Source organism: Streptomyces sp. NPDC002690, assembly GCF_053592415.1.
In genome coordinates this window covers 1-25,277 of record NZ_JBSFVR010000083.1, presented here as the reverse complement: position 1 = coordinate 25,277, position 25,277 = coordinate 1, and the positions used below count along the sequence as shown (strand labels likewise).

General features: G+C 71.4%; 19 protein-coding genes and 2 pseudogenes. 12 read left to right on the top strand and 9 right to left on the bottom strand.

Annotated features, from left to right (window positions below; all coding sequences use genetic code 11):
• The 3 genes from ACWD3D_RS13685 to ACWD3D_RS13675 all read left to right on the top strand — a co-directional run.
• Nucleotides 1–785: hypothetical protein (locus tag ACWD3D_RS13685; RefSeq protein ID WP_451461070.1), on the top strand; the 785-nt coding region annotated here is incomplete at its 5' end.
• 153 nt (nt 786–938) lie between these two features.
• On the top strand, nt 939–2,372 hold the full coding sequence (locus ACWD3D_RS13680; RefSeq protein WP_451461069.1) for a COG1470 family protein: 1,434 nt from the start codon (nt 939–941) through the stop codon (nt 2,370–2,372).
• A gap of 130 nt (nt 2,373–2,502) precedes the next feature.
• Entirely contained in the window at nt 2,503–2,742 is a 240-nt protein-coding gene (locus tag ACWD3D_RS13675; protein WP_451461068.1) for an SCO4225 family membrane protein, read from the top strand.
• On the opposite strand, the gene ACWD3D_RS13670 is transcribed toward ACWD3D_RS13675, so the two are convergent.
• The 3 genes and pseudogenes from ACWD3D_RS13670 to ACWD3D_RS13660 all read right to left on the bottom strand — a co-directional run bounded on the left by ACWD3D_RS13670 (nt 2,718) and on the right by ACWD3D_RS13660 (nt 4,649).
• Nucleotides 2,718–3,119 carry a hypothetical protein gene (locus tag ACWD3D_RS13670; RefSeq protein WP_451461071.1) on the bottom strand — a complete coding sequence of 134 codons (402 nt, stop codon included), beginning with the start codon at nt 3,117–3,119 and terminating at the stop codon, nt 2,718–2,720. The genes ACWD3D_RS13675 and ACWD3D_RS13670 overlap by 25 nt on opposite strands.
• A 279-nt stretch (nt 3,120–3,398) precedes the next feature.
• A pseudogene (locus ACWD3D_RS13665) lies at nt 3,399–3,580 on the bottom strand (IS5/IS1182 family transposase); the annotation flags it as partial.
• A 196-nt stretch (nt 3,581–3,776) separates the two neighbouring features.
• Nucleotides 3,777–4,649, bottom strand: a complete 873-nt coding sequence (locus tag ACWD3D_RS13660; protein WP_451461067.1) for a haloalkane dehalogenase — start codon at nt 4,647–4,649, stop codon at nt 3,777–3,779.
• A 90-nt stretch (nt 4,650–4,739) separates the two neighbouring features.
• Here ACWD3D_RS13660 and ACWD3D_RS13655 point away from each other — a divergent pair, with 90 nt between their 5' ends.
• Nucleotides 4,740–5,222, top strand: a complete 483-nt coding sequence (locus ACWD3D_RS13655) for a MarR family winged helix-turn-helix transcriptional regulator (RefSeq protein WP_451461066.1) — start codon at nt 4,740–4,742, stop codon at nt 5,220–5,222.
• Between the two features lie 203 nt (nt 5,223–5,425).
• Here the strand turns inward: ACWD3D_RS13655 and ACWD3D_RS13650 are convergent, their stop codons facing one another.
• Complete coding sequence (locus tag ACWD3D_RS13650; RefSeq protein WP_451461065.1) at nt 5,426–8,530, bottom strand: tetratricopeptide repeat protein; 3,105 nt, start codon at nt 8,528–8,530, stop codon at nt 5,426–5,428.
• A gap of 220 nt (nt 8,531–8,750) precedes the next feature.
• On the opposite strand from ACWD3D_RS13650, the pseudogene ACWD3D_RS13645 reads away from it, so the two are divergent.
• Nucleotides 8,751–9,031: pseudogene (locus ACWD3D_RS13645) on the top strand (arsenate reductase ArsC); the annotation flags it as partial.
• 18 nt (nt 9,032–9,049) lie between these two features.
• Here the strand turns inward: ACWD3D_RS13645 and ACWD3D_RS13640 are convergent.
• Nucleotides 9,050–10,927, bottom strand: a complete 1,878-nt coding sequence (locus ACWD3D_RS13640; RefSeq protein ID WP_451461064.1) for an ABC transporter ATP-binding protein — start codon at nt 10,925–10,927, stop codon at nt 9,050–9,052.
• Entirely contained in the window at nt 10,924–12,738 is a 1,815-nt protein-coding gene (locus ACWD3D_RS13635) for an ABC transporter ATP-binding protein (RefSeq protein ID WP_451461063.1), read from the bottom strand. Before ACWD3D_RS13635 ends, ACWD3D_RS13640 begins: the two co-directional genes overlap by 4 nt.
• A 274-nt stretch (nt 12,739–13,012) precedes the next feature.
• Here ACWD3D_RS13635 and ACWD3D_RS13630 point away from each other — a divergent pair, with 274 nt between their 5' ends.
• Entirely contained in the window at nt 13,013–13,894 is an 882-nt protein-coding gene (locus ACWD3D_RS13630; RefSeq protein ID WP_451461062.1) for a DUF6461 domain-containing protein, read from the top strand.
• Here the strand turns inward: ACWD3D_RS13630 and glgX are convergent.
• The gene (gene glgX / locus ACWD3D_RS13625; protein WP_451461061.1) at nt 13,871–16,165 is read right to left on the bottom strand and encodes a glycogen debranching protein GlgX; all 2,295 of its coding nucleotides are present in this window, start codon (nt 16,163–16,165) and stop codon (nt 13,871–13,873) included. The two genes, ACWD3D_RS13630 and glgX, sit on opposite strands and share 24 nt — an antisense overlap.
• 151 nt (nt 16,166–16,316) lie before the next feature.
• Between glgX and ACWD3D_RS13620 the strand changes: the two genes are divergently transcribed.
• Both ACWD3D_RS13620 and ACWD3D_RS13615 read left to right on the top strand, forming a co-directional pair.
• Complete coding sequence (locus ACWD3D_RS13620; RefSeq protein WP_451461060.1) at nt 16,317–17,540, top strand: Ig-like domain-containing protein; 1,224 nt, start codon at nt 16,317–16,319, stop codon at nt 17,538–17,540.
• A 266-nt stretch (nt 17,541–17,806) separates the two neighbouring features.
• On the top strand, nt 17,807–19,072 hold the full coding sequence (locus ACWD3D_RS13615; protein ID WP_451461059.1) for a L,D-transpeptidase: 1,266 nt from the start codon (nt 17,807–17,809) through the stop codon (nt 19,070–19,072).
• Between the two features lie 96 nt (nt 19,073–19,168).
• Here ACWD3D_RS13615 and ACWD3D_RS13610 read toward each other — a convergent pair whose 3' ends face one another.
• Complete coding sequence (locus ACWD3D_RS13610) at nt 19,169–20,050, bottom strand: alpha/beta fold hydrolase (protein WP_451461058.1); 882 nt, start codon at nt 20,048–20,050, stop codon at nt 19,169–19,171.
• A gap of 261 nt (nt 20,051–20,311) precedes the next feature.
• Between ACWD3D_RS13610 and ACWD3D_RS13605 the strand changes: the two genes are divergently transcribed.
• From ACWD3D_RS13605 to ACWD3D_RS13595, 3 genes are all read left to right on the top strand, one after another.
• Nucleotides 20,312–21,079, top strand: a complete 768-nt coding sequence (locus tag ACWD3D_RS13605) for an enoyl-CoA hydratase/isomerase family protein (protein ID WP_451461057.1) — start codon at nt 20,312–20,314, stop codon at nt 21,077–21,079.
• A 341-nt stretch (nt 21,080–21,420) separates the two neighbouring features.
• Nucleotides 21,421–21,936: an ATP-binding protein gene (locus ACWD3D_RS13600; RefSeq protein ID WP_451461056.1), complete on the top strand. Its 516-nt coding sequence runs from the start codon at nt 21,421–21,423 to the stop codon at nt 21,934–21,936.
• 441 nt (nt 21,937–22,377) lie between these two features.
• Nucleotides 22,378–22,593 (top strand): EF-hand domain-containing protein, encoded by a 216-nt coding sequence (locus ACWD3D_RS13595; RefSeq protein ID WP_328719300.1) that lies wholly within the window; start codon nt 22,378–22,380, stop codon nt 22,591–22,593.
• A 33-nt stretch (nt 22,594–22,626) separates the two neighbouring features.
• On the opposite strand, the gene ACWD3D_RS13590 is transcribed toward ACWD3D_RS13595, so the two are convergent.
• Nucleotides 22,627–24,111, bottom strand: a complete 1,485-nt coding sequence (locus ACWD3D_RS13590) for a carboxylesterase/lipase family protein (RefSeq protein WP_451461055.1) — start codon at nt 24,109–24,111, stop codon at nt 22,627–22,629.
• Between the two features lie 180 nt (nt 24,112–24,291).
• Here ACWD3D_RS13590 and ACWD3D_RS13585 point away from each other — a divergent pair.
• On the top strand, nt 24,292–25,277 hold a 986-nt coding region (locus ACWD3D_RS13585; RefSeq protein ID WP_451461054.1), incomplete at its 3' end, for a formylglycine-generating enzyme family protein.

Here is a 25,277-nt window from a genome sequence, read left to right as displayed (position 1 = left end):
GGCCGCGGGGCGTGGACGCCCGTGACGGCGGGGCACCGCCACCGCCGGTGCGGGCCGCCGAAGCCCCCTCCACCTGCGGCGTTCCCGGCGCCGCCGTCTTCGCCGCGGTCTTTCCCGGCTCCGGCCTGATCACCAACGAGTACGCCTACCGCCATCCCGGTGCGGCCGACGCCCGCACCGACCCGGACTGGTCCGTCACCAGCGGCTCGCTCTTCGCGGACGGGGGCGCGGCCTGGAGCGGTGTCCCGGACGGGGGCTCTCCCGACCCGGTCTCCCGGCTGCACACGGGTTCCTCGGTGCTGCGCGTGGTGACCGTACGCCGGGACTTCGCGGACACCGCCGTACGCACCCGGGTCCTGCTCCGGCCCCCCGGCACCACGGCCCGAACCCCCGCGACGGACTGGGACGGCGGGCATCTCTGGCTCCGCTACCGCAGCCCCCAGGAGCTGTACGCGCTGAGCTTCCGGCGGCGCGACGGCCTGGTGACCATCAAACGCAAGCTCCTGTCGCCGGGCGCCTCCGAAGGCACGGAGGGGACGTACACGACCCTGGCGCAGGGCCGGTGCCCCCTCCCGTACGACACCTGGCACCATGTCGAGGCGCAGGCGCGCACCACGACCGAGGACACGGTGCTGCTGCGGCTCCTCGTCGGCGGGAACACCGTGGCGGAGGCCGTGGACACCGCACCCGGGGTGCTCACCGGCCCCGGCGGGGTGGGGGTGCGCGGTGACAACAGCGAGCTCTGGTTCAGCGCCTTCACCGCCCTCCCGTGCCCGGCGGCGTGAGCCGGTGCGCCGAGGTCGCTACCGTGGACCCGGGGGACCGGGAGCGATCGGCCGGCGTCCGGGGCGAGGGGGCAACCGGCTCCGCCCCTTCGGGCACCCATCGTGCCCCGTGGCTTCCTGACTCGGCACCTGTGCCGCGTTTAGCGTCCACGGGTGAACCTCTGGACCTCTCTGGAACCCGCCTCCGTGACCGTGGACCCGGGTGACAGTACGACCGTGCGGTTGCGTCTGCGCAACACCGGTGACGTGGTGGACGAGTACCGCTTCGAGGTGGTGGGCTCACTCGCCCCCTGGGCACTCGTCGAGCCGCCGTCACTGCGGTTGTTCCCGGGGACGACGGGGACGGTCGAGCTGAGGTTCTCCCCGCCGCGCACGCCGGACGCGGCGGCCGGTCCTCATCCGTACGCGGTGCGTGTCACGCCGACGGAGCACCCGCAGGCCACCACGGTTCCGGAGGGGAACCTCACCGTCACCGCGTTCACGGAGCTGCGGGCCGAGCTGGTGCCGCCGACGGTGAAGGGCCGATTCCGCGGACGTCCCAGGCTGGCCGTGGACAATCTGGGCAACACCAAGCTGACGGCGTCGGTGCGGGGCAGCGACAACGGTGATCAGTTGTCGTACGACATCAATCCGAGCAATGTGCAGATCGAGCCGGGACGCGCGGCGTTCCTCAAGACGACGCTGAAGCCTCGGCAGATCATCTGGATCGGGTCCAAGGCGGACCGGCCGTACACCTTGGCGGTGCAGCGGTCGGGTGCCGCACCGCTGGACGTGGCGGGCACCTACGTGCAGAGGAGCGTCCTGCCGCGCTGGCTGGCGGCCTTCATGAGCCTTCTCCTCGCTCTGGTGATCGCGTTCGTGATGGTGTGGCTCACCCACAAGCCCCGCGTTGCCAGCACCGCCACCGAAAAGCCCCAGGAGGCCGCCGTCGGCACGTTGGCGCCCCCTGTCTCGCCCTCGCCGCTCCCCGAGGCGCCGAAGGCCGCGCCCGCCCCGACCACGGCACCCCCGGCCGCCGCCGCGACGCAGGAGGCCGGCTCGGACGGGGCGGGAAGCGGCGGCTCCGAGGAGAAGAAGGCCGACCCCCAGGAGCGGACCGCGGCGACCGAGGTCCGGCAGAAGGCCGCGGAGGATCCGGGTGAACGGCACATCTGCTACCGCGTCTACACGAGGGACAACGGCTGGTCCGATGCCGCATGCGACGGCGACACGGCGGGCACGCCGGGCTCGGGCGAGCAGATCACCTCGGTCAACGTCGCGACGTCCAACACCGACGGCACGGGCGGCAACGCCATGACCCGCAACCCCGCGGGGATCGACGAACAGCACTTCCCCTACGGGTGGCACAGGGCCGTCGACGGCGCCGACAACTACCTCGGCAGCACCAAGAAGGACGCCCTGTACCTGCGGGGGTTCACCATCGCGGTCGGCGAGGGCGCCAGCACCGTCTGCGAGACCACGTACGTCCACAACGGCGACTGGCTCGGCATGACATGCGACGACAACCCCGACGACGCCTACGACTTCACCTACGGCGGCGCCCGCGACAACGACCTGTGGATCGAAGCGATAACGCTCACCGTGTGATCCGCCGTCCGTCACCCGGAGGTGGTAGCCGCACTGGTCTCCGATCCCGGCATCGTCGGGATCTGGCCGTTCCTTCTCACCGCCGACCGCTCCCTGCCGGCAGCAGGGAGCAGTCGGTGCGATCGGAGGCATGCACGCATCCGTCTGGTACTTGGCCGGTGGGGTTGTCGTCAGCGCGCTGGTCCAGTCGTTCGCCCTCGGAGCGCTCGTGGAAACTCTCCGCCGCCGCTCAGGGATCGATCCCGCGGCCGAGCCGGGGATGAACCGACGTCGGCCCGGGCCGGGCCGTCCCGGCCGCGGGGGATGCACCGTGTCCGAGACCGGGCGACCAGGGTCAGGGGCACTTCAGGAGGCGCGGCTCACCACGTAGGCGGTGCCCACCTTGTCTTCCTGGGGCGAGTCCGCCTGGATCGCGAGACTCGGCCCGGCCGTGGTGAAGTCGAACCCGTGCGTCATCGGCTGCGTGCAGTCGACGTGTTCAGCTGTCTTGGCGGCGCCCGAGACGACCGTGAAGGTGACCACGCCCTCCCCTGCGCACGCCACCTCCACCCGCAGGGCTGTGCCGGGCTCGATGGAGTCGTGCGAGTTCTCCCCGGGCACCGCGAGGGAACCGGCCGAGACCAGACCCTCCTCATCCGACTCCAGCCGATCCGTCAGGTTGAGCAAGTCGCGGGCGTCCTCGGCCCATTGCTCCCTGCCGGACTGGAAGGACGGCTGCGCCGTGGGAGTCGCGGTGGAGCTTGCCACCGTCGCGGGCTGTGAAGCCTTGGACGTCGGAGGCGAGTCGGAGCAAGCGGATGCGAAGCCGGTAATCAGTGCGACGGCAGTCAGAGCGCTGCAGGTGTGGCGGTTGAAGCGGTACAAGAGATCCCCCGAAGTGCACTCATAATCCGAGCAAGTGTGCGGAACAGGGTGATCATCGCGCGTGGGCACCCGCGTCACCTCGGCAGTCCGGGCATCGGCACCGGATTGGTACACGGGTGCGACCTGATTCCTCCGCACGGGGCTGTCCCCGGCGGCCGAAGGCATCCCGAGGAGGGCGGAGACGTCGGCAAGGACGTCGAGACGGCGTAGGTACGCGAGCGCGAAGAGCGCCCGCCGGCACGGCGGGAGCTCGCAGCGGCGGTCGTCCTCGCGGGTGACGATGAGATCGTGACCCATTCGACCAGGCCGTGAGGCAGGTCGAATGCGGCGGGGCGAGGGGCCAACGAGGCTTCCGTGCACCTGAGTTGAGGCCTTGAAAATCTCTCTCGACGGCACTGAGCCTCGCGCGTCGCGGCCCCGCCCCCACCGGTCCGTCGCTCGATCGGCGGCCACCCGGAAAGAGCTCACTGACTGCGCGTATCTCTCCGGTGGCCCGATCTCATGCGTCCTGGGGGCACGGGCAGGGTGGTGTTCCTGTGATCAGCCGTGCCGCTCGCCGGTCAGAGCGTGCCGCCGGGCCCATGCGCCGATCGCGTCGGCGATGGCCCGGGGCTGGTCCTCGGGTGCGTGGTGACCGGCCGGGCCGCAGTGCCGGGTTTCCAGCCCGGCGATGTTCTCCGCACACCAGTCGGCCATCTCCTTGCCGATCAGCAAGGTGGGTGAGGAGTCGAAGGTGAGAAGCAGCTTGGGTACCTCGCCGCTGCCCGACAGCCACGTGCCGTACCGCCCGACGCGTTCGGCGACATCGACGGGCTCTCCGTCCAGCGGGAGGGAGCGTGCCCATTCCAGTATCGGACGGCGGCTTTCCCGAGTCGGGTACGGCGCCCGGAAGGCCCGCATGTCTTCCTCGCTCACAGGGTTCAGCACCCCGCCGGTGAAAGCCGACTCCAGAAAGGAGTTCTCGTCCAGCACCAGCGCCTCACCCTGCGGGCCGCGCATGGCCCGGGCGCGCGAGCGCGGCCCGTCGCCCAGCTCGTTCCAGGACATCGGCCGCACGATGGTCTCGAGGAACGCCACGCCACGGACGCGGTCCGGGTGGCGAGCTGCCCAGTCGAACGCGAGGGACCCGCCCCAGTCATGACCGACGAGGACCACCTCGTCCAGGCCCAACCGGTCGAACCAGTCGTCCAGATAGCGGGCGTGGTCGGCGAACCGGTACGGCACGTCGGGCTTGCCGGAGCGGCCCATGCCGATCAGGTCGGGGGCCAGTAGACGGGCGGGCAGGTCGAGCGCGGGCAGCACCCCGCGCCACAGATGGGACGAGCCGGGGTTGCCGTGCAGAAAGACGAAGGGTGTGCCGCTGCCGGCGTCCTCGTAGAACATCGTCGAATCCAGAACGTTCGCCACTGGCATGACGTCCTCCGTATCGTTCGTCCCACTAACGTTCTCTGGCTCGACGAAGATAGATTGTTAGTGGGACTAACGCAAGGGTAGAATCGCGGCATGAGTAACAGCACGCCCGACTCGGCGCGTTCGGCCGACCGGCGGCCCGGTGCCGCGCGGCTGCGCCATCTGCGGACCAGGCTTCTGTCACTGGCCGCGCTCCAGTCGGATCGCCTGGTGAACGAGGAGTTGACGCGCGCGGGCGCCCGCAAGTGGCACTACGCGGTGCTCGCCACCCTGGACGAGTTCGGGCCCGCCAGTCAGGCGGAACTCAGCAGCCGTACAGGGATCTACCGCAGCGACATGGTCGCGGTGATCAAGGAGCTGGCCGATCGCGCCTGGGTGGAACGCTCACCCAACCCCGCCGATCGTCGGCAGAACATCATCGTCCTCACCGAACTGGGAAGTCGGCAACTTCCCGAGTTGGACGGACTGCTCGCCCGGGTGGAAGACGAAGTGCTCGCACCGCTGACCTCTTCGGAACGCGATCAGTTGGCCCGGCTGCTCGCCGCACTGGTGGATCACCACGGCCAGGCGATGTGAACGAGCCTCGCCCTGTCATGGTGGTCCGCATGACGTGGATGCGCGCACGGCATCGGCGCCGAGAGCAACACGGTGAACACCCATTCACGAAGAGGGAATTGCCGTGCTCATCGCCACCGGGCGCGTCTTCCCGGGCCTGGAGGTCGACAAGAACGCCCCTCGCGGACACGGTCTGACCTCGGCCGGGAGGAACCGGTGGCGATTCATGCCGAGGAGCGCTCGACGATCAGGTCATGGCACTGTCGGGCACGGTCTCCCACCCCGTCTGCCACCGCGAAGAGCTCGACCAAGTACGTGAGCAGATCCGCGATCTCACCACGACCGGGGTGCGTGGCGAGCAACTCCTCCGTTGCCTCCCTCACGCTGCTTTCCGTATCGAAGAGCAGGCATCGGAACAGGTCGGAGAGCGGGTCGGGAGCTTCGTCCGGGAGGCTCGGGGAAGCGGCGAGCAGTTGACGCCACTGCTCCGCACACGCCTCGAATCGCCCCTCCACGGTCTCGAGCATGAGCCTTTCGAACGCGCAGGATTCGGCTCCTGGGTGCGTTTCGGCGGCTCGCTCCATGTCCGCTCTCGCCTTGTCGAGATGGCCGGCCTGTCGGTGCGCTTGGCTGCGGGATGCGAGTGCCCAGGCGTAGGCGGGGTTGAGTTCGAGTGCGGCGGTCAGGTCGGCGACGGCCTGGTCGTAACGGTCGGCCTGTATCTGTGCCTGTCCGCGGGAAGCGAGTGCCCAGGCGTAGCCCGGGTTGAGTTCGAGTGCGGCGGTGAAGTCGGTGACGGCTTGGTCGTGGCGGCCGGCCAGTCGGTGGGCTTCTCCGCGGGATGCGAGTGCCCAGGAGTAGGTGGGGTCGAGTTCGAGTGCGGCGGTGAGGTCGGTGACGGCTTGGTCGTAGCGGCCGGCCTGTCGGTGGGTCTGTCCTCGGGAGGCGAGCGCCCAGTCGTAGGTGGGGTTGAGTTCGAGTGCGGCGGTGAAGTCGGTGATGGCGTGGTCGTAGCGGCCGGCGAGTCGGTGGGTTTCCCCGCGCTCTGCGAGTACCCAGTCGTAAGTGGGGTCGAGTTCGAGTGCGGCGGTGAGGTCGGTGACGGCTTGGTCGTAGCGGCCGGCCTGTCGGTGGGTCTGTCCTCGGGAGGCGAGCGCCCAGGCGTAGGTGGGGTCGAGTTCGAGTGCGGCGGTGAAGTCGGTGATGGCGTGGTCGTAGCGGTCGGCCAGTCGGTGGGTTTCTCCGCGTGCTGCGAGTGCCCAGTCGTAAGTGGGGTCGAGTTCGAGTGCGGCGGTGAGGTCGGTGATGGCGTGGTCGTAGCGGCCGGCCTGTCGGTGGGTCAGGCCTCGGGAGGCGAGTACCCAGTCGTAGGTGGGGTCGAGTTCGAGTGCGGCGGTGAAGTCGGTGACGGCTTGGTCGTAGCGGCCGGCCAGCCGGTGGGTTTCCCCGCGTGCTGCGAGTGCCCAGGTGTAGGTGGGGTCGAGTTCGAGTGCGGCGGTGAGGTCGGTGATGGCTTGGTCGTAGCGGCCGGCCCGCATGTGTGCCTGTCCGCGGGATGCGAGTGCCCAGTCGTAGGTGGGGTTGAGTTCGAGTGCGACGGTGAGATCGGCGACGGCCTGATCATGGCGGTCGAGCCAGCGATGAGTCTCTCCGCGCTGGGCCCAGGCGCGGGCGTTACGGTCGTTGTGGGCGATCGCCCGGTCGAACTCGGACAGCGCCTCTTCGTCCCGGTCGCAGTAGTAGAGGTGGATGCCTCGGTAGGTGTACGCCCAGCTCCTGCTCTCGGCGCTCAGCCGGTCGTGGGACAGCAGGACTCCGAGACAGGCGAGACCGGGATCATCATCGTTGAGAGCGTCCCGAAGACGCCCTGACCAGTGGAGCAGGGAGGAATCCGCGGCGTCCTGCGCCGCTTGCTCCAGTGCTTCGACCCACTGCCGCAGTACGGCGGAGTCCTGACCTGCGGCATGGACCACGTGTTCGAGAGCGGACGGCAGATCGGTGCTCGGGTGGGCGCACAGTCGGTGGTACGTCTCGTCGAGGCGGTGCCGGCGCCACATGGGGTCCCCCCAGCGCTTGGCCTCGGGGAGACGCTCCTCGACAGCCGTGCGCCAGGCGGCATGGGTTTCGGCCAGCTGGGCGTGCGCCGAAGCCCAGCCCTGTGGAGAGTGGGTGCGCTGCTGGCGGACCATGCTCGCGCGGACCACCGCGTGATAGTGCTTGTAGCCGCTGCGACCGTTGACGAACGGCTGTCCGCACAGCCACTCCCACAGCGGTTCCGCCGCAGGGCCCGCTGCGGCGGCGAAGATGTCTTCGTTCAGCTGCAGGGGCAGGGCACACGCCCGCACGGCGTCACGCTTGTCCGGGTCCGTGATCCACTGGACGAAACGCTCGACGGCCACATCCGCGATGTCCCCTCCCGCGTCGACTTCCTCGACCGTGTGCGGGCGGGCCAGGGCGAGGAGTTCGACGAGCAGCGGAAGTCCCATCGAGAGCTGTAGCACCGCCTCCACCACTCCCGCGTCCGTCACGCCCCGCGAGGTCAGCAGTGAGCGTGTTTCCGCCGGGGTGAAGACTTCCAACGGTACGTCCGCGACTTGGTCCCGCAGCGGCGCCCACTCCCGCTCCGGCAACTCGTCACGGCCGGCCAGCACGACGACGAGGTTCGCCGGCACCGGGCCGAACTCCTCGTCCAACAGGCTCAGCAGCCACCCGTCCAGGTACTGAGCCGTCTGCTCCCACGTGTCGAAGAACAGCACCACCCATCGCTGCCGACGGCACAGCCGCTCCAGCTCGGCGACGAAGGCACGGCTCAGCCCCGTCTCGTCGCCTCGGCCACCGCGCCGCTGGTGACGGGAGCGCGACGCCGACCGAATCCGGTCCAGCCCCTGGGCGGCGGCATCCGGATTCGCCATCGCCGTCACGACCCCCGCGCCCGGAATCAACGAGACCGCCCCCAAAGCGGCTTGCGTCACCACCCGGCTCGACACCGACGCCTCACCCTCCGCGGGTGTCGGCTCAGCCTGCGTCGCCTGCTCCCGACGGAACTGCTCGACCGCCTTGTCGAAGTCCTTGCACGGCCCGCCCTGCTCCGCCAGCTGCCGGGCCAGCTCGGTCAGAGCCTGCCGCACCCCGTGGACATCGTTCTCGTCCACCACCGCCGTCGCGGCATCAGCACGCCTGGACGCCTCCTGCCACTGGCGCAGCAGCGTGGACTTCCCCACGCCACCCACACCGCGCACATGGAACAGGAAGTCCGCCGGATCCTCCTCGGACTGCGGGTCCTTCGACAGGTTCTCCGTGAAGAGGGCCAACTGCGCACGCCGACCCACGAATCGTGCCTTCGCGCGCTGCCGGATCAATGCTCCCCGAGACAGGCCACGCGTTTCCGACCCCGACATCCCCGTACCCCCGTCACTTGCCCGCATCGCCCCGAGAACGGCACTGCGCGGGCCCACACTTCTCGCACCGGACGCAGGCATCCAGTGTCCAGTCCGGGCCCGTGCCTGTCAGCCGAGCGCGGCAGGCAGCCGGCGTTCCGGGATACTTTCGGCCGACGTCGTGAACCCGGCCGCCGTGCTGGCGATGGCGGAGGCGGGCATCGACCTGTCCGCCGAGACCCCGAAGACGCTCACCACCGACGCCGTACGGGCGTCCGGCGTGGTGATCACCCTGGGCTGCGGCGACTCCTGCCCGGTCTTCCCCGGCCGTACCTACCTCGACCGGAAGCTCGACGACCCCGCCGGTCAGAGCGTCGACGCGGCCCGTCCCGCGACGAGATCGCGCGCCGGGTGCGGGACCTCCTCGCCGAACTCCTGCCGGACGTGTGCTGACCGGCAGGAGTGTGCCGCTCAGGCCAGGCTTTCCCGCCAAGCCCGGTGCAGCCCCGCGAACCGACCCTCCTCGCCGATGAGTTCGGCCGGTGAGCCGTCCTCCACGATGCGGCCGTGCTCCATCACCAGCACCCGGTCCGCGATCTCCACCGTGGACAGCCGGTGCGCGATCACCACCGCCGTACGGCCGTGCAGCACCGTGTCCATGGCCCGCTGCACCGCGCGTTCGCCGGGGATGTCCAGCGAACTGGTCGCCTCGTCCAGGATCACCACCGCCGGATCGGCCAGCAGCGCCCGCGCGAACGCGACCAACTGGCGCTGCCCGGCGGAGATCCGGCCGCCCCGCTTGCGCACGTCGGTGGCGTACCCCTCCGGCAGGCTCTCGATGAAGTCGTGCGCGCCGATCGCCTTCGCCGCCTGCTCGATCTCCTCCGGTGTGGCGTCCGGGCGGCCGATCGCGATGTTCTCCGCGACCGTCCCGGAGAACAGGAACGCCTCCTGCGTCACCATCACCACACCGCGCCGCAGCTCCGCCGTGCCCAGGTCCCGCAGATCGACACCGTCCAGCAGCACCCGGCCGCCGGTCGGGTCGTAGAACCGGGCCAGCAGCTTCGCCAGCGTCGACTTGCCCGCGCCCGTCGAACCGACCACGGCCACCGTCTGCCCGGCGGGCAGGGTCAGGTCGAAGCGCGGCAGCACCTCGCCGCCGGTGCGGTATGCGAACCGCACCCCGTCGAAGACGACCTCCCGGCCCGGCTGCTCGCCGCGCAGCGCGGGCAGCTCCACCGGGGCGGCGGGCTCCGGCACGGACGGAGTCTGCGCGAGCAGGCCCGCGATCTTCTGCAGGGACGCGCCCGCGGACTCCCAGGAGTTGAGGAACATCGCCAGCCGGTCGATCGGGTCGTACAACCGGCGCAGGTACAGCACCGCCGCCGCCAGGACGCCCAGCGCAAGCGTGCCCGAGGCGACCCGGTAGGCGCCCCACAGGACCATGCCCGCGACCGCGATGTTGGCGACGAGCCGGGAGCCCACCACATAACGGGCCATCTCCAGCAGGGTGTCGCCGTTCGACCGCTCGTGACGGCCGTTGAGCTCCTCGAACACGGCGTCGTTGGCCTTCTCACGGCGGAACGCCCGCACCGGTCGGATGCCGTTCATCGTCTCGGCGAACTTCACGATCACCGCCGCCATCGCGGAGGACCGCACGGCGTACGCCCGGCCCGCCCGCCCCTGGTAGACCCGCACCAGCAGATAGAGCGGTACGAAGGAGAGCACCGCGATACCCCCGGTGCCCAGGTCCAGCCAGAGCAGCATCCCGGAGATGAAGACGAAGGAGAGGACCACGGTGATCAGTTCCTGGAGGCCCTCGCTCAGCAGCTCCCGCAGCGACTCCACGTCCGTCGTCGACCGGGAGATCAGCCGGCCCGAGGTGTAGCGCTCGTGGAAGTCGACGCTCAGCGCCTGCGCGTGCCGGAAGATCCGGCCGCGCAGGTCCAGCAGTACGTCCTGGTTGATGCGGGCCGAGCCCCGGATGAAGGCGTACTGGAGGTAGCCGCCGGCCGCCGCGCAGAGGGCGTAGCCGACGCCGACCGCGATCAGCGGGCCGTGGTCGGCGTCCCGGAACGCGGGCACCGCCGTGTCGATCGCGTACGCCACGAGCAACGGGCCGGCCTGGACGGCGGCCTGCTGGACGAGGAGCAGCACCACGGTCACCAGGACCCGGGCGCGGAGCGGTCGCAGCAGCGAGGCGAGCAGGGCGCGGGTGGCGCCCGGCGGGGTGGGCAGGGCGTCCCGGTCGAACGCGTCGCCGGGCTCCGGGCCGGTCGTGCCCGGGGCGTCGTCGGCGTGCTCGGTGCCGTCGGCCGACGGGGTACCGGCGGTGGTGGTACTGGTCATGGGGTCGTGGCCTCCTCGGTGACCGTGATACCGGTCCGTTCGGCGCCCGACATCAGCCAGGCGTACTCGGCGTTCGTCCGCAGCAGCTCCTGATGCGAGCCGACGGCCGCGATCCGGCCTCCGGACAGCAGCGCGACACGGTCGGCGAGCATCACGGTGGACGGCCGGTGGGCGACGATCACCGCCGTGGTCTCCGCCAGCACCTGCCGCAGCGCCGCCTCCACCCGCGCCTCGGTGTGCACGTCCAGCGCGGAGAGCGGGTCGTCCAGCACCAGGAACCGGGGCCGGCCGACGACCGCGCGGGCCAGCGCGAGCCGCTGGCGCTGACCGCCCGACAGGCTCAGCCCCTGCTCGCCGACCTGGGTGCCGGTGCCCTCGGGCAGCTCGTGCGCGAACCGGGCCTGGGCGACGTCGAGAGCGCGGTGCAGGTCCTTGTCGTCGGCGCCGTCCGCGCCCATCAGGACGTTCTCGCCGACCGTGGCCGAGAAGAGTGTCGGCTCCTCGAAGGCCACCGACACCAGCGAGCGCAGCCGTGCCCGCTCCATCGAGACGATGTCCTCGCCGTCCAGGGTGATCCGTCCGCCGGTGAGCTCGTGAAGCCGGGGCACCAGGGCGGTGAGCGTCGTCTTGCCGGAACCGGTGGCGCCGACCAGCGCCATCGTCTCGCCCGGCCGGACGTGCAGATCGATCCCGGCGAGCACGGGTACGGAGTCCGGGGCCGCGTCCGGGTAACGGAAGGAGACTCCCTCGAAGACCAGCCCGGTGCCGGAGCCGGTGCCGGCCACCGCGCCGGTGGCGGCACCGGACGCGAGCCCGCTCTCCTCCGCCACGTCCATGACCTCGAAGTAACGGTCGGTCGCGGTCGCCGCCTCCTGGCTCATCGCGAGGAGGAATCCGATCGACTCCACCGGCCAGCGCAGCGCGAGCGCCGTCGACAGGAACGCCACCAGCGTCCCCGCCGAGAGGTCGCCGTCCGCCACCTGGACCGTACCGAAGACCAGCGCCGCGCCGATCGCCAGCTCCGGCACCCCGGTGATGAGCGCCCAGATCCCCGCCAGCAGGCGGGCCTTGGTCAGTTCGGTGGAGCGCAGCCGGTGCGACAGTTCCTTGAACGCCCGCGCCTGGCTGCGGTGGCGGCCGAAGCCCTTGATGATCCGGATGCCGAGCACGCTCTCCTCGACCACCGTCGTCAGATCGCCGACCTGGTCCTGGGCGGTGCGCGCCGCCAGGGAGTACTTCGACTCGAAGAGGGAGCTGAGGATCATCAGCGGGACCGCCGGGGCGAGCAGCACCAGCCCCAGCGTCCACTCCTGGAGGAACAGGATGACGAAACCGATGGCGATCGTCACCGAGTTGACCAGCAGGAAGGTCAGCGGGAACGCCAGGAACATGCGCACCAGCATCAGATCGGTGGTGCCGCGCGACAGCAGCTGACCGGACGGCCAGCGGTCGTGGAAGGCCATCGGGAGCCGTTGCAGGCGGTGGTAGAGGTCGGCCCGCATGCCCGCCTCGACCCCGGCCAGCGGCCGGGCCACCAGCCACCGACGCAGCCCGAACAGGACCGCCTCCAGGATGCCCAGGAGCAGCAGCCAGAGAGCCCCCAGCCAGACCCCGCCCGGGTCGCGGTCGGCCACCGGGCCGTCCACCATCCACTTGAGTACGAGCGGGATGACCAGCCCGAGGCCGGACGCGACCACCGCGACGAACGCGGCGGTGAGCCAGCGGGCGCGCACGGGACGGAGGTAGGGCCACAAACGCTTGAGAGAGCGCACGGTGGACCGGTCCGTGCGCTCGGCGGGGTTCTCGGGCATCAGGGGCGATCCTATGTTTCACCACTGACAACCCCCACCGGGTTTTCCGGCCGTTCGGAAGCTCCGGCTCCGCACCCGCTCGGCTCCGCACCCGCTCGGGTCCGCACCCGCTCGGGTCCGCACCCGCTCGGCGCCGCACCCGCTCGGCTCGGCGCCGCACCCGCTCGGCTCGGCTCGGCTCCGCGACGGTGGTGGCGAGGGACCGGGAACTGTCACCACCCCCGGGCTCGTCGAGTTACCGGAAGAGTGTGGGCGTTCCTCCGGGGAGAACAACGTGAGCGACGGTCTTCAGTGGATGGCCGGCAGGACGTCCAGCTCCGGGTGGATGCTGGACGTGCACTTCGCCCGTGGCATCGGCGCCGAAGAACTGGCGGTGCGCATGGGCGCGCGGGCCGGTTCGGCGGCGGAGGCGATGACCGACGACGAGATCACCGGCCTCGACATCGACGCCTACCCCGACCGCCGGCCGGGCAGCGCCGTCGTTCGCGTCGGCGAGCACGCCGGCTGGGCGTTCGCGATCGCCTACGGCCCCTACCTCGACAAGCTGGACGAGGTCTCGCACGACGGCGTGGAAGCCGTCCACTACCACCACAACTCCGAGCATCCGCCCACCCACGTCTCGTACGGCCGCGACGGCCGCACAGTCACCGGATTCGGCCTGTGCGAGGAGCACCGCCGCTACGGCGAAGAGGGCGATCTGCTCCTGCCGGAGCTCGTGGCCGCCGGAATCCTGCGCCCCGACGGCGCGGCCCTCCGCGACCCCGCCATCGACGACTACGACGGACACCGCCGCCGCAGCCTGGCCGTCTTCGAGGAACGCCTCGGTCTCTCCCTGCCCCGCACCGCCCTGGCCGGGGACCGCCTCCCCGTCCACGCGATCATGGGCTCCCCGGCCGCCGACTTCGAGGAGATCCACGCCTGGGCCGCGGCGAACGGCCGCCCCCTCCCCGACGAACGCCTCCGCCTGATTCCGGCCGGCCTGCGCTCCGCGTACGAGCGGGCCACCGACCCCCGGTGGTGGGACCGCCGGAGCGGGGTGAACCGCGCCCCCGCCCGGGGGGAGTTCCGCGCCGGCGGCGTCCTGCCGGCCCCCGTACACCCCGTAGACCCTGCGGGCACAGGGCTGCGCCCGCTACGCCGTCACCCGCAGCAGTAGCACCGAGCGTCCCGGCACCGTGATCACCGTGCCGCCCGCGTGGACCGTGCCGGGGGCCTCGGCCTGGTCCTCCCGCGAGGTGTCCAGGACGAGTTCGTAGGAGGCGGCCCACGGAGGGCCCGGCAGAGCGAAGTCGGCCGGGCGTTCCGCCGCGTGCAGGACCGCCAGGAAGCTGTCGTCCACGATCTGCTCGCCCCGCGCGTCCCGGCCCGGGATGTCCCGCCCCGAGAGGAAGAGTCCGAGGGTCGCCGCGGGCGCGTACCAGTCCTGGGCCGTCATCTCCTCGCCGTGCGGGGTGAACCAGGCCAGGTCCCGCAGCCCGTCCGCGGTCTGGGGCCGCCCCGAGAAGAAGGCCCGGCGGCGCAGTACCGGATGGGTGTGGCGCAGCCGCAGCACCCGGGCGGTCAGTTCGGTCAGTCCCCGCCAGCCCGGGTCGTCGAGGAGCGACCAGTCCACCCAGCTGATCTCGTTGTCCTGGCAGTAGGCGTTGTTGTTGCCGCCCTGCGTACGCCCCATCTCGTCGCCGGCCACCAGCATCGGCACCCCGGTGGAGAGCAGCAGGGTGGTGAGCAGGTTGCGCAGTTGGCGGCGGCGGAGCGCGTTGATCGCCGGGTCGTCGCTCTCGCCCTCCGCGCCGCAGTTCCAGGAGCGGTTGTCGCCGGTGCCGTCGCGGTTGCCCTCGCCGTTGGCCTCGTTGTGCTTGTGGTGGTAGCTGACCAGGTCGCGCAGGGTGAAACCGTCGTGCGCGGTGACGAAGTTGACGGAGGCGTACGGGCGGCGCCCGCCCCAGGCGTACAGGTCGCTGGAGCCGGAGAGGCGGTAGCCGAGGTCGCGTACGTCCCCCAGCGCGCCACGCCAGAAGTCGCGCACGGAGTCGCGGTAGCGGTCGTTCCACTCGGTCCACAGCGGCGGGAACGCCCCCACCTGGTAACCGCCGTTGCCGACGTCCCACGGCTCGGCGATCAGCTTCACGCGACGCAGCACCGGGTCCTGGGCGATCACCGCGAGGAACGGGGAGAGCATGTCGACGTCGTGCATCGAGCGCGCCAGCGCCGCCGCCAGGTCGAAGCGGAACCCGTCGACGCCCATCTCGGTCACCCAGTACCGCAGGGAGTCGGTGATCAGCCGCAGCACGTGCGGCTGCACCACGTGCAGGGTGTTGCCGCAGCCGGTGTAGTCGGCGTACCGGCGGGCGTCGGACTGGAGGCGGTAGTAGCCGCGGTTGTCGACGCCCCGCATGGAGAGGGTCGGGCCCAGCTCGCCCGCCTCGGCGGTGTGGTTGTAGACGACGTCGAGGATGACCTCGATCCCGGCGTCGTGCAGGGCGCGCACCATCCGCTTGAACTCGCCGACCTGCTGCCCGGCGGTGCCGCTCGCCGCGTAGTCGGCGTGCGGGGCGAAGTAGCCGATCGAGTTGTAGCCCCAGTAGTTGCGCATCCCGCGCCGGAGCAGATGGTCCTCGTGCGCGAACTGGTGCACCGGCAGCAGCTCCACCGCCGTCACCCCCAGCCGCTTGAGGTGCTCGATCGCGGCGGGGTGGGCGAGACCGGCGTACGTGCCGCGCAGCTCGGGCGGGACGCCGGGGTGCAGCTTGGTGAAGCCGCGCACGTGCAGTTCGTAGATGACGGAGTCGGCCCAGGGCGTCTTGGGCCGCCGGTCGTCCATCCACTCGTCCTCGCCGCCGGGGAGATCGTCGTGGACGACGACCCCCTTGGGCACGAACGGCGCCGAGTCGCGCTCGTCGCGCACGGTGTCGGCGACGTGCTGCTGCGGCCAGTCCCGCATGTGGCCGTAGACCTCGGGCGGCAGCGCGAAGGTGCCGTCCACGGCCCGGGCATACGGGTCGAGCAGCAACTTCGCGGCGTTCCAGCGGGCCCCCGTCCACGGGTCCCAGCGGCCGTGGACGCGGTAGCCGTACCGCTGGCCGGGCCGCACCCCCGGCACGAAGCCGTGCCAGATCTCGTGGGTCAGCTCGGTCAGCCGGCACCGGGTCTCGTGCCCCGCCTCGTCGAAGAGGCAGAGCTCGACGGCCTCCGCCCCGCCCGCCCACAGGGCGAAGTTGGTGCCCGCCACCCCGTCCGGGCCCACCCGGAACCGCGCGCCCAACGGCATGGGCGCGCCGGGCCACACCGGGGGCGGTACGGCTCCGTCCGGGCCAACGGCGGGGGCACCGGACTGCGGCACACGGGTGGTGTTTCCCGACGGCCCATGGTCCGCGCGCACCGGTCGTACCGGCTCCTGTACGGCTTCCTGCTCGGCTGCGCTCGACACTCCCGGCCTCCTGCGGCTCGTGGGGACGGGCAGAACGGGAGACGCGCGGCGTCCCGGCCGCGGCCTCCCGGTGAAGTCCTCCCCCCTGTTCTGCCCACCGGGAGGCCCACACTCACGTTTCCCCGGAGCGACCCTGGTCGTTGGGGGGTGCGTGACTCACACAGCGAAGAGAGCACGGACCGGTCCGGCCGCCGTGCTGACATGGGCAGGACTACTGGCGCTCGCGGCCGTACTGACCGGCTGTACCGGCGGAATTCCCTTCGTCAACGGGAAGGCCCGCGCCCCCGAGGACGTGATCCGGATTCTCCCGGCGGACGGCGCGAAGAACGTCCCGGCCTCCACCCGCATGGAGGTGGAGGTCCCGGACGGGCACCTGGAGAGCGTCGAGGTGGTGCAGATCGAGGACGCCCGGAGCGACCGGATCACCGGGAAGATCTCCGAGGACGGCCGCCGGTGGGCCCCCACCGGCGGTACGGGACGCCTTCGGCTCGCCGCGAAGTACAGCGTCGACGCGGTGGCGGTGGACGGGGCCGGGCGCAGGTCGGCCCGGCACACCACCTTCACCACGCTCGTCCCGGGGCACCACTTCATCGGCTACGTCAAACCGGAGCACCGCTCGACGGTCGGCACCGGGATGATCGTCTCCTTCGACTTCAGCAGCCCCGTCACCGACCGTGCCGCGGTACAGCGCGCCATCAAGGTCACGGCCGTCCCCGCCGTGGAGGTGTCCGGCCACTGGTTCGGCAAGGACCGGCTCGACTTCCGCCCGGAGAAGTACTGGAAGCCGGGCACGGTGGTCACCGTCGACATCGGGCTGCGGGACGTGGAGGGCTCGCCCGGCGTGTACGGCAGCCAGAGCAAGCGCGTCCGCTTCACCGTGGGCCGCTCCCAGATCTCCCTGGTCGACGCGGCGGAGCACACGATGGAGGTGCGCCGGAACGGCGAGCTCGTCAGTACCGTGCCGATCACCGCGGGGGCGCCGAAGACCACCACGTACAACGGGAAGATGGTGGTCAGCGAGCTCCACGAGGTGACCCGGATGGACGGGCGGACGGTGGGCTTCGGCGGCGAGTACGACATCAAGGACGTGCCGCACGCCATCCGGCTCACCGAGTCCGGCACCTTCCTGCACGGCAACTACTGGGCTCCCGAGGAGACCTTCGGCTCCGAGAACGTCAGCCACGGCTGCATCGGGCTGCGGGACGAGAAGGGCGGCAGCGCCTCCGCGCCGGCCGGCTGGTTCTTCGACCGGACCCTCGTCGGCGACGTGGTGGAGGTCGTCAACTCCGACGACAAGACGGTCGCCCCGGACAACGGACTCAGCGGCTGGAACCTCGACTGGAAGAGGTGGAAAGCGGGTTCGGCCCTGCACTGAGACCTCGTGCCGGGACCCCTCTCCGGACCCCTCTCCGGACCTCTCTCCGGACCTCTCTCCGGGACGGTGGCGGGGCGGCTCCGTGAGCGCCCCCGTACCCCGTGTCACCTGCGCATGTACCAGGTGAACTTGGGACTGAACGGTGACATCCGCAGGACCTCCCCGCAAACGGCTGTGTGGTTTTCTTCTCGACAGGCGCGCATGTTCGACGCGCGGGGGTGTGCGGGGTCCGATCGGGCCAGGCCGCGCGAGGGGAGACAACCACGATGAGCGGAACACCGATACGGGGACGTGCGGCCGGGACCGGCGGGGGGACGCGCGGGCGCCGGGGCCCCGGAATCCTCGCGCTGCTGCTCGGCGCACTGCTTCTGCTGGTGACGGCCTGCGGCGGTTCCGGCGGAAGCGGTGCGGGCAGCGGCAGCGGCGCCGACGGCAAGGGCGGGAGTACCAAGGTCGAGGACACGGCCGCCTCCGAGGCGGTCGTGACCGTGGCACCGGCCGACGGCGCCACCTCCGTGGAGACCAGCGGAGCGCTGAAGATCTCCGCCGCCAAGGGCAAGCTGACCTCGGTCAAGGTCGCCGACGCCCAGGGTGCCGAGGTGGAGGGCACCCTCTCCGCGGACGCCACCAGCTGGACCCCGGAACGCCACCTCGCCGCGTCGACCAAATACGCCGTCCACGCCATCGCCGAGGACGCGAAGGGCCGCCAGTCCGCCAAGGACACCACCTTCACCACGCTCGTCCCGAAGAACACCTTCATCGGGCAGTACACGCCGGAGGACGGTTCGACCGTCGGCGTCGGCATGCCGGTCTCCATCAACTTCACCCGGGGCATCACCGACCCCGCCGCCGTGGAGAAGGCCATCACGGTCAAGGCCGAGCCCAGCGTGCCGATCGAGGGCCACTGGTTCGGCAACGACCGCCTCGACTTCCGCCCCGAGAACTACTGGGCCGCCGGCACCAAGGTGACGGTGGAGCTCAACCTCGACGGCGTGGAGGGACGGCCGGGCGTCTACGGCAAGCAGGCCAAGACCTTCAGCTTCACGATCGGCCGTCGCCAGGTCTCCACCGTCGACGCCTCCACCCACCGCATGGTCGTCGTCCGCGACGGCGAGAAGCTCAAGGACATCCCGATCTCGGCGGGCGCCCCGGCCACCACCACCTACAACGGGCAGATGGTCATCAGCGAGAAGCTCCGGGTTACCCGGATGAACGGTGACACGGTCGGCTTCGGCGGGGAGTACGACATCAAGGACGTGCCGCACGCGATGCGCCTGTCGACCTCGGGCACCTTCGTCCACGGCAACTACTGGGGCGGCTCCGGCATCTTCGGCACCACCAACACCAGCCACGGCTGCGTCGGGCTGCGGGACGTGCGCGGCGGATACGACGGCAGTACCCCGGCCGGCTGGTTCTTCGACCAGTCGATCATCGGAGACGTCGTCGTCGTGAAGAACTCCAAGGACAAGACGATCGCCCCGGACAACGGCCTCAACGGCTGGAACATGGACTGGTCCGAGTGGATCAAGTGACCACGCGGAGCGTGTGACGGGGGCGGTGGGCCCGGTGGCTGGGAACGGCACCGGGCCCACCGCCGTTCCCTGTCCCGGAGCCGCTCTTGGGCAGGCTCAGCCGGTGTGGGACACCAGGGCGTCGACGAGCACCGGCCAGAGCTCCCGGGGACGGTCGTGGCCCATGTCGGGGACCAGCAGGAGTTCCGCACCCGGGACCAGCTCCGCGGTGCGCTCTCCGCCGCTGGGGTCGATGAGCGTGTCGTCCAGGCCGTGGATCACCAGCGTCGGCACCCGCAGTCCGCGGAGCGCGTCCGCGCGTGAACCGCCGAGGACCATCGCGCCGAGTTGCCGCCCGACCCCCGCGGGGTAGTACGAGCGGTCGTAGCTCGCGGCGGCCAGCTCACGCAGGGCCGCCGCGTCGCCGTAGCGCCTGGAGCCCCACACCAGCTCCCTCTCCGCCGCCGCCACGTATCCCTCGCGGTCCGTCGGCTTCGGGGCGGACACCACCTCCTGAGCCTCCGGCGTGGACCGGCCGTACTCGCTCTCGCCGGTCGAGGACATCATCGACGTCAAGGTCAGCACCCGCTCCGGGGAGGAGAGGGCCATCGTCTGGGCGATCATCCCGCCCATCGAGGAACCGACCACGTGGGCGCGTCCGATACCGAGCGCGGTGAGCAGACCGAGCCCGTCGTCGGCCAGGTCGCGAAGCCGGTAGGGCACCATCGCGAGGGCTGCGGGGATGTCACCCGAACTGACGGTGGCGATGAACCTGCCCGTGTCGACAGGGTGTTCGTCGAACTTCGTGGACAGCCCGCTGTCGCGGTTGTCGTACCGGATCACGTACCGGCCGCGGTCCGCCAGCGCCCGGCAGAAGTCCTCGTGCCAGGCGAGCAGTTGCGCGCCGAGCCCCATCACGAGCAGGACGGGTGGGTCCCCGGGGTCGCCGAAGCTCTCGTACGCGATGGACACCTCGGGGGACACGGCGACATGTGGCATACATGGATCCTGCCACGCTGGGGCCACGCGTCCCACGTGACCCGCGCCTCGCCCGTCGCCTCCTCCGCGCACCGTGGACACCCCCTGAGGGCTGTCCCGCAATCCCTGGTGGGTGCGCGACGACAGCTACGGCACCTCGCCGCGTTGTCGGAACGTCCACATACATCCAGTATGCGGACGCTCCTCCGCCTTGCGATGCACCGCATCTGACGCCGCGCACTGATCCACCACGGATTACGGGACACCCCCTAGCCTGCCCCCATGACCGTAACTCTCGAAGTACAGGACGGCGTCGGCACGATCCGGTTGGACCGGCCGCCGATGAACGCGTTGGACGTGGCCACCCAGGACCGGCTGAAGGAGCTGGCCGAGGAGGCGGCCCGGCGGGACGACGTGCGCGCCGTGGTGATTCACGGGGGAGAGAAGGTGTTCGCGGCCGGAGCGGACATCAAGGAGATGCGGGACATGGACCACGCGGCGATGGTCGTACGCTCCCGGGCCCTCCAGGACTCCTTCACCGCCGTGGCCCGTATCCCCAAGCCGGTGGTCGCCGCCGTCACCGGCTACGCCCTCGGCGGCGGCTGCGAGTTGGCGCTCTGCGCCGACTTCCGGATCGCCGGCGACAACGCGAAGCTCGGCCAGCCGGAGATCCTGCTCGGGGTGATCCCGGGGGCGGGCGGCACCCAGCGCCTCGCCCGGCTCGTCGGTCCCTCGCGGGCCAAGGACCTGATCTTCACCGGCCGGCACGTACGGGCGGACGAGGCCCTCGCCATCGGCCTGGTCGACCGGGTGGTCCCGGCGGCCGAGGTGTACGAGCAGGCGCACGCCTGGGCCTCGGCCCTGGCGAAGGGGCCGGCGCTGGCGCTGCGGGCGGCGAAGGAGGCGGTGGACGCGGGTCTGGAGACGGACATCGACACCGGTCTCACCATCGAACGGACCCTGTTCGCCGGGCTGTTCGCCACGGAGGACCGGGAGACCGGCATGCGCAGCTTCATGGAGGACGGGCCGGGGAAGGCGACCTTCCGCTGAGTGTCGGCCCGGAGCGAGGATCCCGGTTCCTCGCTCGGGCCGGGTCCGGCGCCGTACGCGGGTCTCCTCGGCGCGTGGGCCGGCCGTGGGGGCCGGTCCACGTTCATCCGTGTGAGCGGCATCGCCGGTGCCGCCGCCGGGGCCGGGCCGGGGGCCGGCCGACGAATCGGCCGACACCGACGTTCCGCGGCGCCGGTGTTCCGCTGCAGGTCAGCGGGGCCGCGCGAATCATTTTTATGACCCTGGCATATGCCGAACTCCCTACCGGATTCGGCCATTCCGGCGGTGGGAATCCCTCGGAACGGCTCCGGACCGGTCCCGCTCCGGCCATGATGGGGTGCATGGCGGGCCTGGAGGGTGGGGAACAGCCGCGCGCGCACGGCAGTGCGACAGCCGCGCGGCGGGTATCGGAGTCGGATGACGAACAGGCAATCCATGTACTGGAGTTGTACGGGAACCCGACCGGCGAGGAAGGGGTGCGGCTGCCGTCACGACCGGAGTCCGCGGCGACGGCCCGCAGGATCGCGTCGGCGGTGGTGCTGTGGCAATGGAAGCTCTCCCCGCAACTCGCCGAGTACGCCGTGCTGCTCGTCTCCGAACTCGTCGGCAACGCCGTACGGCACACCGGTGCGCAGTACTTCGGTCTGCGCATGGAGCGCCGCCGGGGAATGATCCGGATCGGGGTGCGGGACCCCTCGCGAGGCCTGCCGTGTCTGATGCCGGTGCGGGAGATGGACGTGAGCGGGCGGGGGCTCTTCCTCGTCGACAAGCTCTCCGACCGCTGGGGCGTCGATCTGCTGCCGCGCGGCAAGATCACCTGGTTCGAGATGCGGATCTCCGACCGCTCGGACCGGTAGACCGCCGGCGCCGCGCGCGGGATTCCCGGTGCACGCAGAAGCCCCCGTCCGCCGTGGTGCGGCGATCTGGGGGCTTCTGTGGGGGGCCGTGAATTGGGGGGTGATCCACGGCCGCGTGCAAGACCTGGCTCGGGTCGGAGGAGGTCGTGAGACGACTATGGCACACCAGCCCCAAGAAACCAAAGGTGCATTTCGGGCATTGGTGGATCAATCATCTCTTTTGGTATGTGAATCATAGGTGTCATTGGTGAAACTCCTGGCATTCAGTGAATGAATATGGGATTCAGTGAATGATTCGTAGATCTGTGGTGAGCGGCACCCCTCGGTTCCGTTCCGGGCCCCCGGGCCGGTGGTCCTCGTTCTCACCGGCCGCCGCAGGAGCGAGGACGTCGGCCCGTTAATCTGACCACCGTCATTCGGACTATCGACAGGGGCGGAAAAGTGGCGGACATCGAGTCGGCACGCAAGGCGTTCGAGCATTTCGACCAGAACGGCGACGGTCTCATCACGGCCGCCGAGTACAAGAGCGCCATGGCCCGGCTGGGCGACCCGTTCGTCACCGAGACGGTCGCCCAGGCGATCATCAACTCCCACGACGCCAACGGTGACGGCCTGCTCACCTTCGACGAGTTCTGGGCCTCGCAGAACAAGGCCTGAGCTCAGAAACAAGGGCTGTCCCGCGGCCCCGGCTCAGCCCGCCGCGCGGTACGGGGGCCAGCCGCGCAGCTCGTCGTCCCGGGGCGCCTCCACCACGGCGGGGGCGCCCGGGCCGAACGCCATGACCGGCCGGCGCGCGTCCCAGGCGGCCCACCCCGGATCGCCGGTGGCCGCGAACCGTACCCACGCCGCGTGCATCGCGTCCGCCAGTTCCTGCGGGGCGTGCGGACCGGCCAGCGCCACGGCGTCCGGGTGGGCCAGGGTGTCGAAGACGAAGCCGATCTCCAGGGCGTGGCAGGCCCCGAGCCGCCGCACGGGGGAGCGCCAGCCGAACTCGTAGAGGTACGTGCGGCCCCGGGCGCCCACCCGCGCGTCGGCCAGGACGTTCAGCGGCACCCGCAGCAGCAGGTCCGTCGCCAGCGCGCCGAGCAGCTCGCCCGGTGTGGCGTCCGGGCGGTTGGCCCGGTACACCCGCGCCGTCGCGCCCGGCACCCCGAACCTCAGCAGCGCCAGCCGCAGCCGGACGCGCCCGAGGCGCTCGGTGAGCCCACTGGGCACGAACCACAGGCGGTACTCCTCGGTGTTCGTCCCCATCAGCAGGTCCACCCCGCCCGCCGCACCCTCGCGCAGCGCCTCGGCCGGGTCGCGGGGGAGCAGGTCGCCGTCGGCCACGATCGTGAACGCGTCGCGGCCGGTCAGCGGATTCCCGCCGCGGGTCACCTCGCTCTGCGCGGCCAGCAGGGCGGACGGCTCCACGGCCGCCAGCGCCTCGGCCGTCGCCGGAACACCCAGGCGCCGGGCGACGAGTTCCGTCGTACGGCGTCCCACCTCGGGCGCCGGGGCGTCGGGCGCCCCGCTCTGCAGCACCGCGCGCCGGAACAGCCCCGCGGCCCTCGGCGCGGCGAGCAGCGCGGCGATGCTCACCGCCCCGGCCGACTCGCCCGCCACCGTCACCAGCCCCGGATCGCCCCCGAACGCCGCGATGTTGTCCCGCACCCACTCCAGGGCGGCCAACTGGTCGAGCAGCCCGAGATTGGCGGGGGCGTCCGGGAGGACGCCGAACCCCTCGATCCCCAGGCGGTAGTTGACGGAGACCAGCACCACCCCGTCCCGGGCGAACGCCGTCCCGTCGTAGACCGGAACGGCGGAGGACCCGTGCAGCAGCGAGCCGCCGTGTATCCATACGAGTACCGGCAGCCCGGACCGCTCCGGGCCGGGTGTCCACACGTTGAGGTTGAGCCACTCGTCACCGGGCACCTCGGGGTCCGGCAGCAGGGCGTCCAGGGGCGGGTCGTACGGGCGCTTGGGCGCGGTCGGCCCGAACGTCACGGCTTCCCGCACTCCCGGCCATGGCTCGGGCGGCTCCGGAGCCCGGAACCTGCGGGCGCCCACGGGGGCCGCCGCGTACGGGACGCCCCGGAAGACCGTCACCCCGTTCTCCCGGACTCCGCGCACGGCTCCGTGGCGGGTGGTGACGGTGGGGGCGGACGGGCGGCCGTCCGGATGTGTCTCGCGCATGTGCGTCGGCCCTTTCGCGGGTGCCCTCCAGAATGGGGTACTTCCCCGCCGGAGGCAGCCCGAAGAGCCCCCGGGGCTTCCCGTACGGACCGGGACCCGCCGACGCGGTCCGCGGGCGCCCCGGCGATCCTGTACGGCAGAACGTCACCACCGCAGAAACGTCACCACCGGAGCTTCCGCATGAGCACGTCCGACCGGCCCTGTTGCGCTCCCGGCCGCACCCCGCACACCCCGCACGCGCCGGGCGCCGGCTCCGGCCCCGCCCTGCTCGGCATACCGGCCGTCCCGCCGCCCCCGGGAGACGCGCGGGCGGTGGGGCACACCATGGCCGAACTGCCCGGCGCGACCTTCTGGATGGGCGACGCCTTCGACGAGGGTTACCGGGCCGACCACGAGGGCCCGGCACGCCGGGTCGCCGTCGCGGCCTTCGCCATCGACACCACCGCCGTCAGCAACGAGCGGTTCGCCGTGTTCGTCCGGGCCACCGGACACCGCACCGACGCCGAACGCTTCGGCAGTTCCTTCGTCTTCCACCAGCTCGTCCACCCCGACGCCCGGCGCCACGTCGTCGGCACCGTCCCCGGGGCGCCCTGGTGGCTGGGCGTGGAGGGCGCCACCTGGTCCGCCCCCGAAGGGCCCGGCTCCCACGTCGAGGACCGCGCCGACCACCCCGTCGTCCACGTCTCCCACGACGACGCCCTCGCCTACTGCGCCTGGGCCGGCCTGCGGCTGCCCACCGAGACGGAGTGGGAGTACGCGGCCCGGGGCGGGCTGGAGAGCGCCCGCTACCCGTGGGGCGACGAGTTCACCCCCGGCGGCGAGGAACGCTGCAACACCTGGCTGGGCGACTTCCCGCACCGCTCCGACCGGCCCGGCGGCCCCGGCACCGTACCCGTCACCGCCTACCCGCCCAACGGTCACGGCCTCCACAACACCGCGGGCAACGTCTGGGAGTGGTGCGCCGACGCCTTCGGTCCCGGCGAACGCGTCATCCGCGGCGGCTCCTACCTCTGCCACGCCTCCTACTGCAACCGCTACCGGGTCGCCGCCCGCTCCCACAACACCCCCGACTCCTCCACCGGCCACGGCGGCTTCCGGTGCGCCCGCCACGGTCAAGGTCCGCCCCCGCCCCCGCGTGGTCGTCGTCTCCACCGGCAGCGAACTCG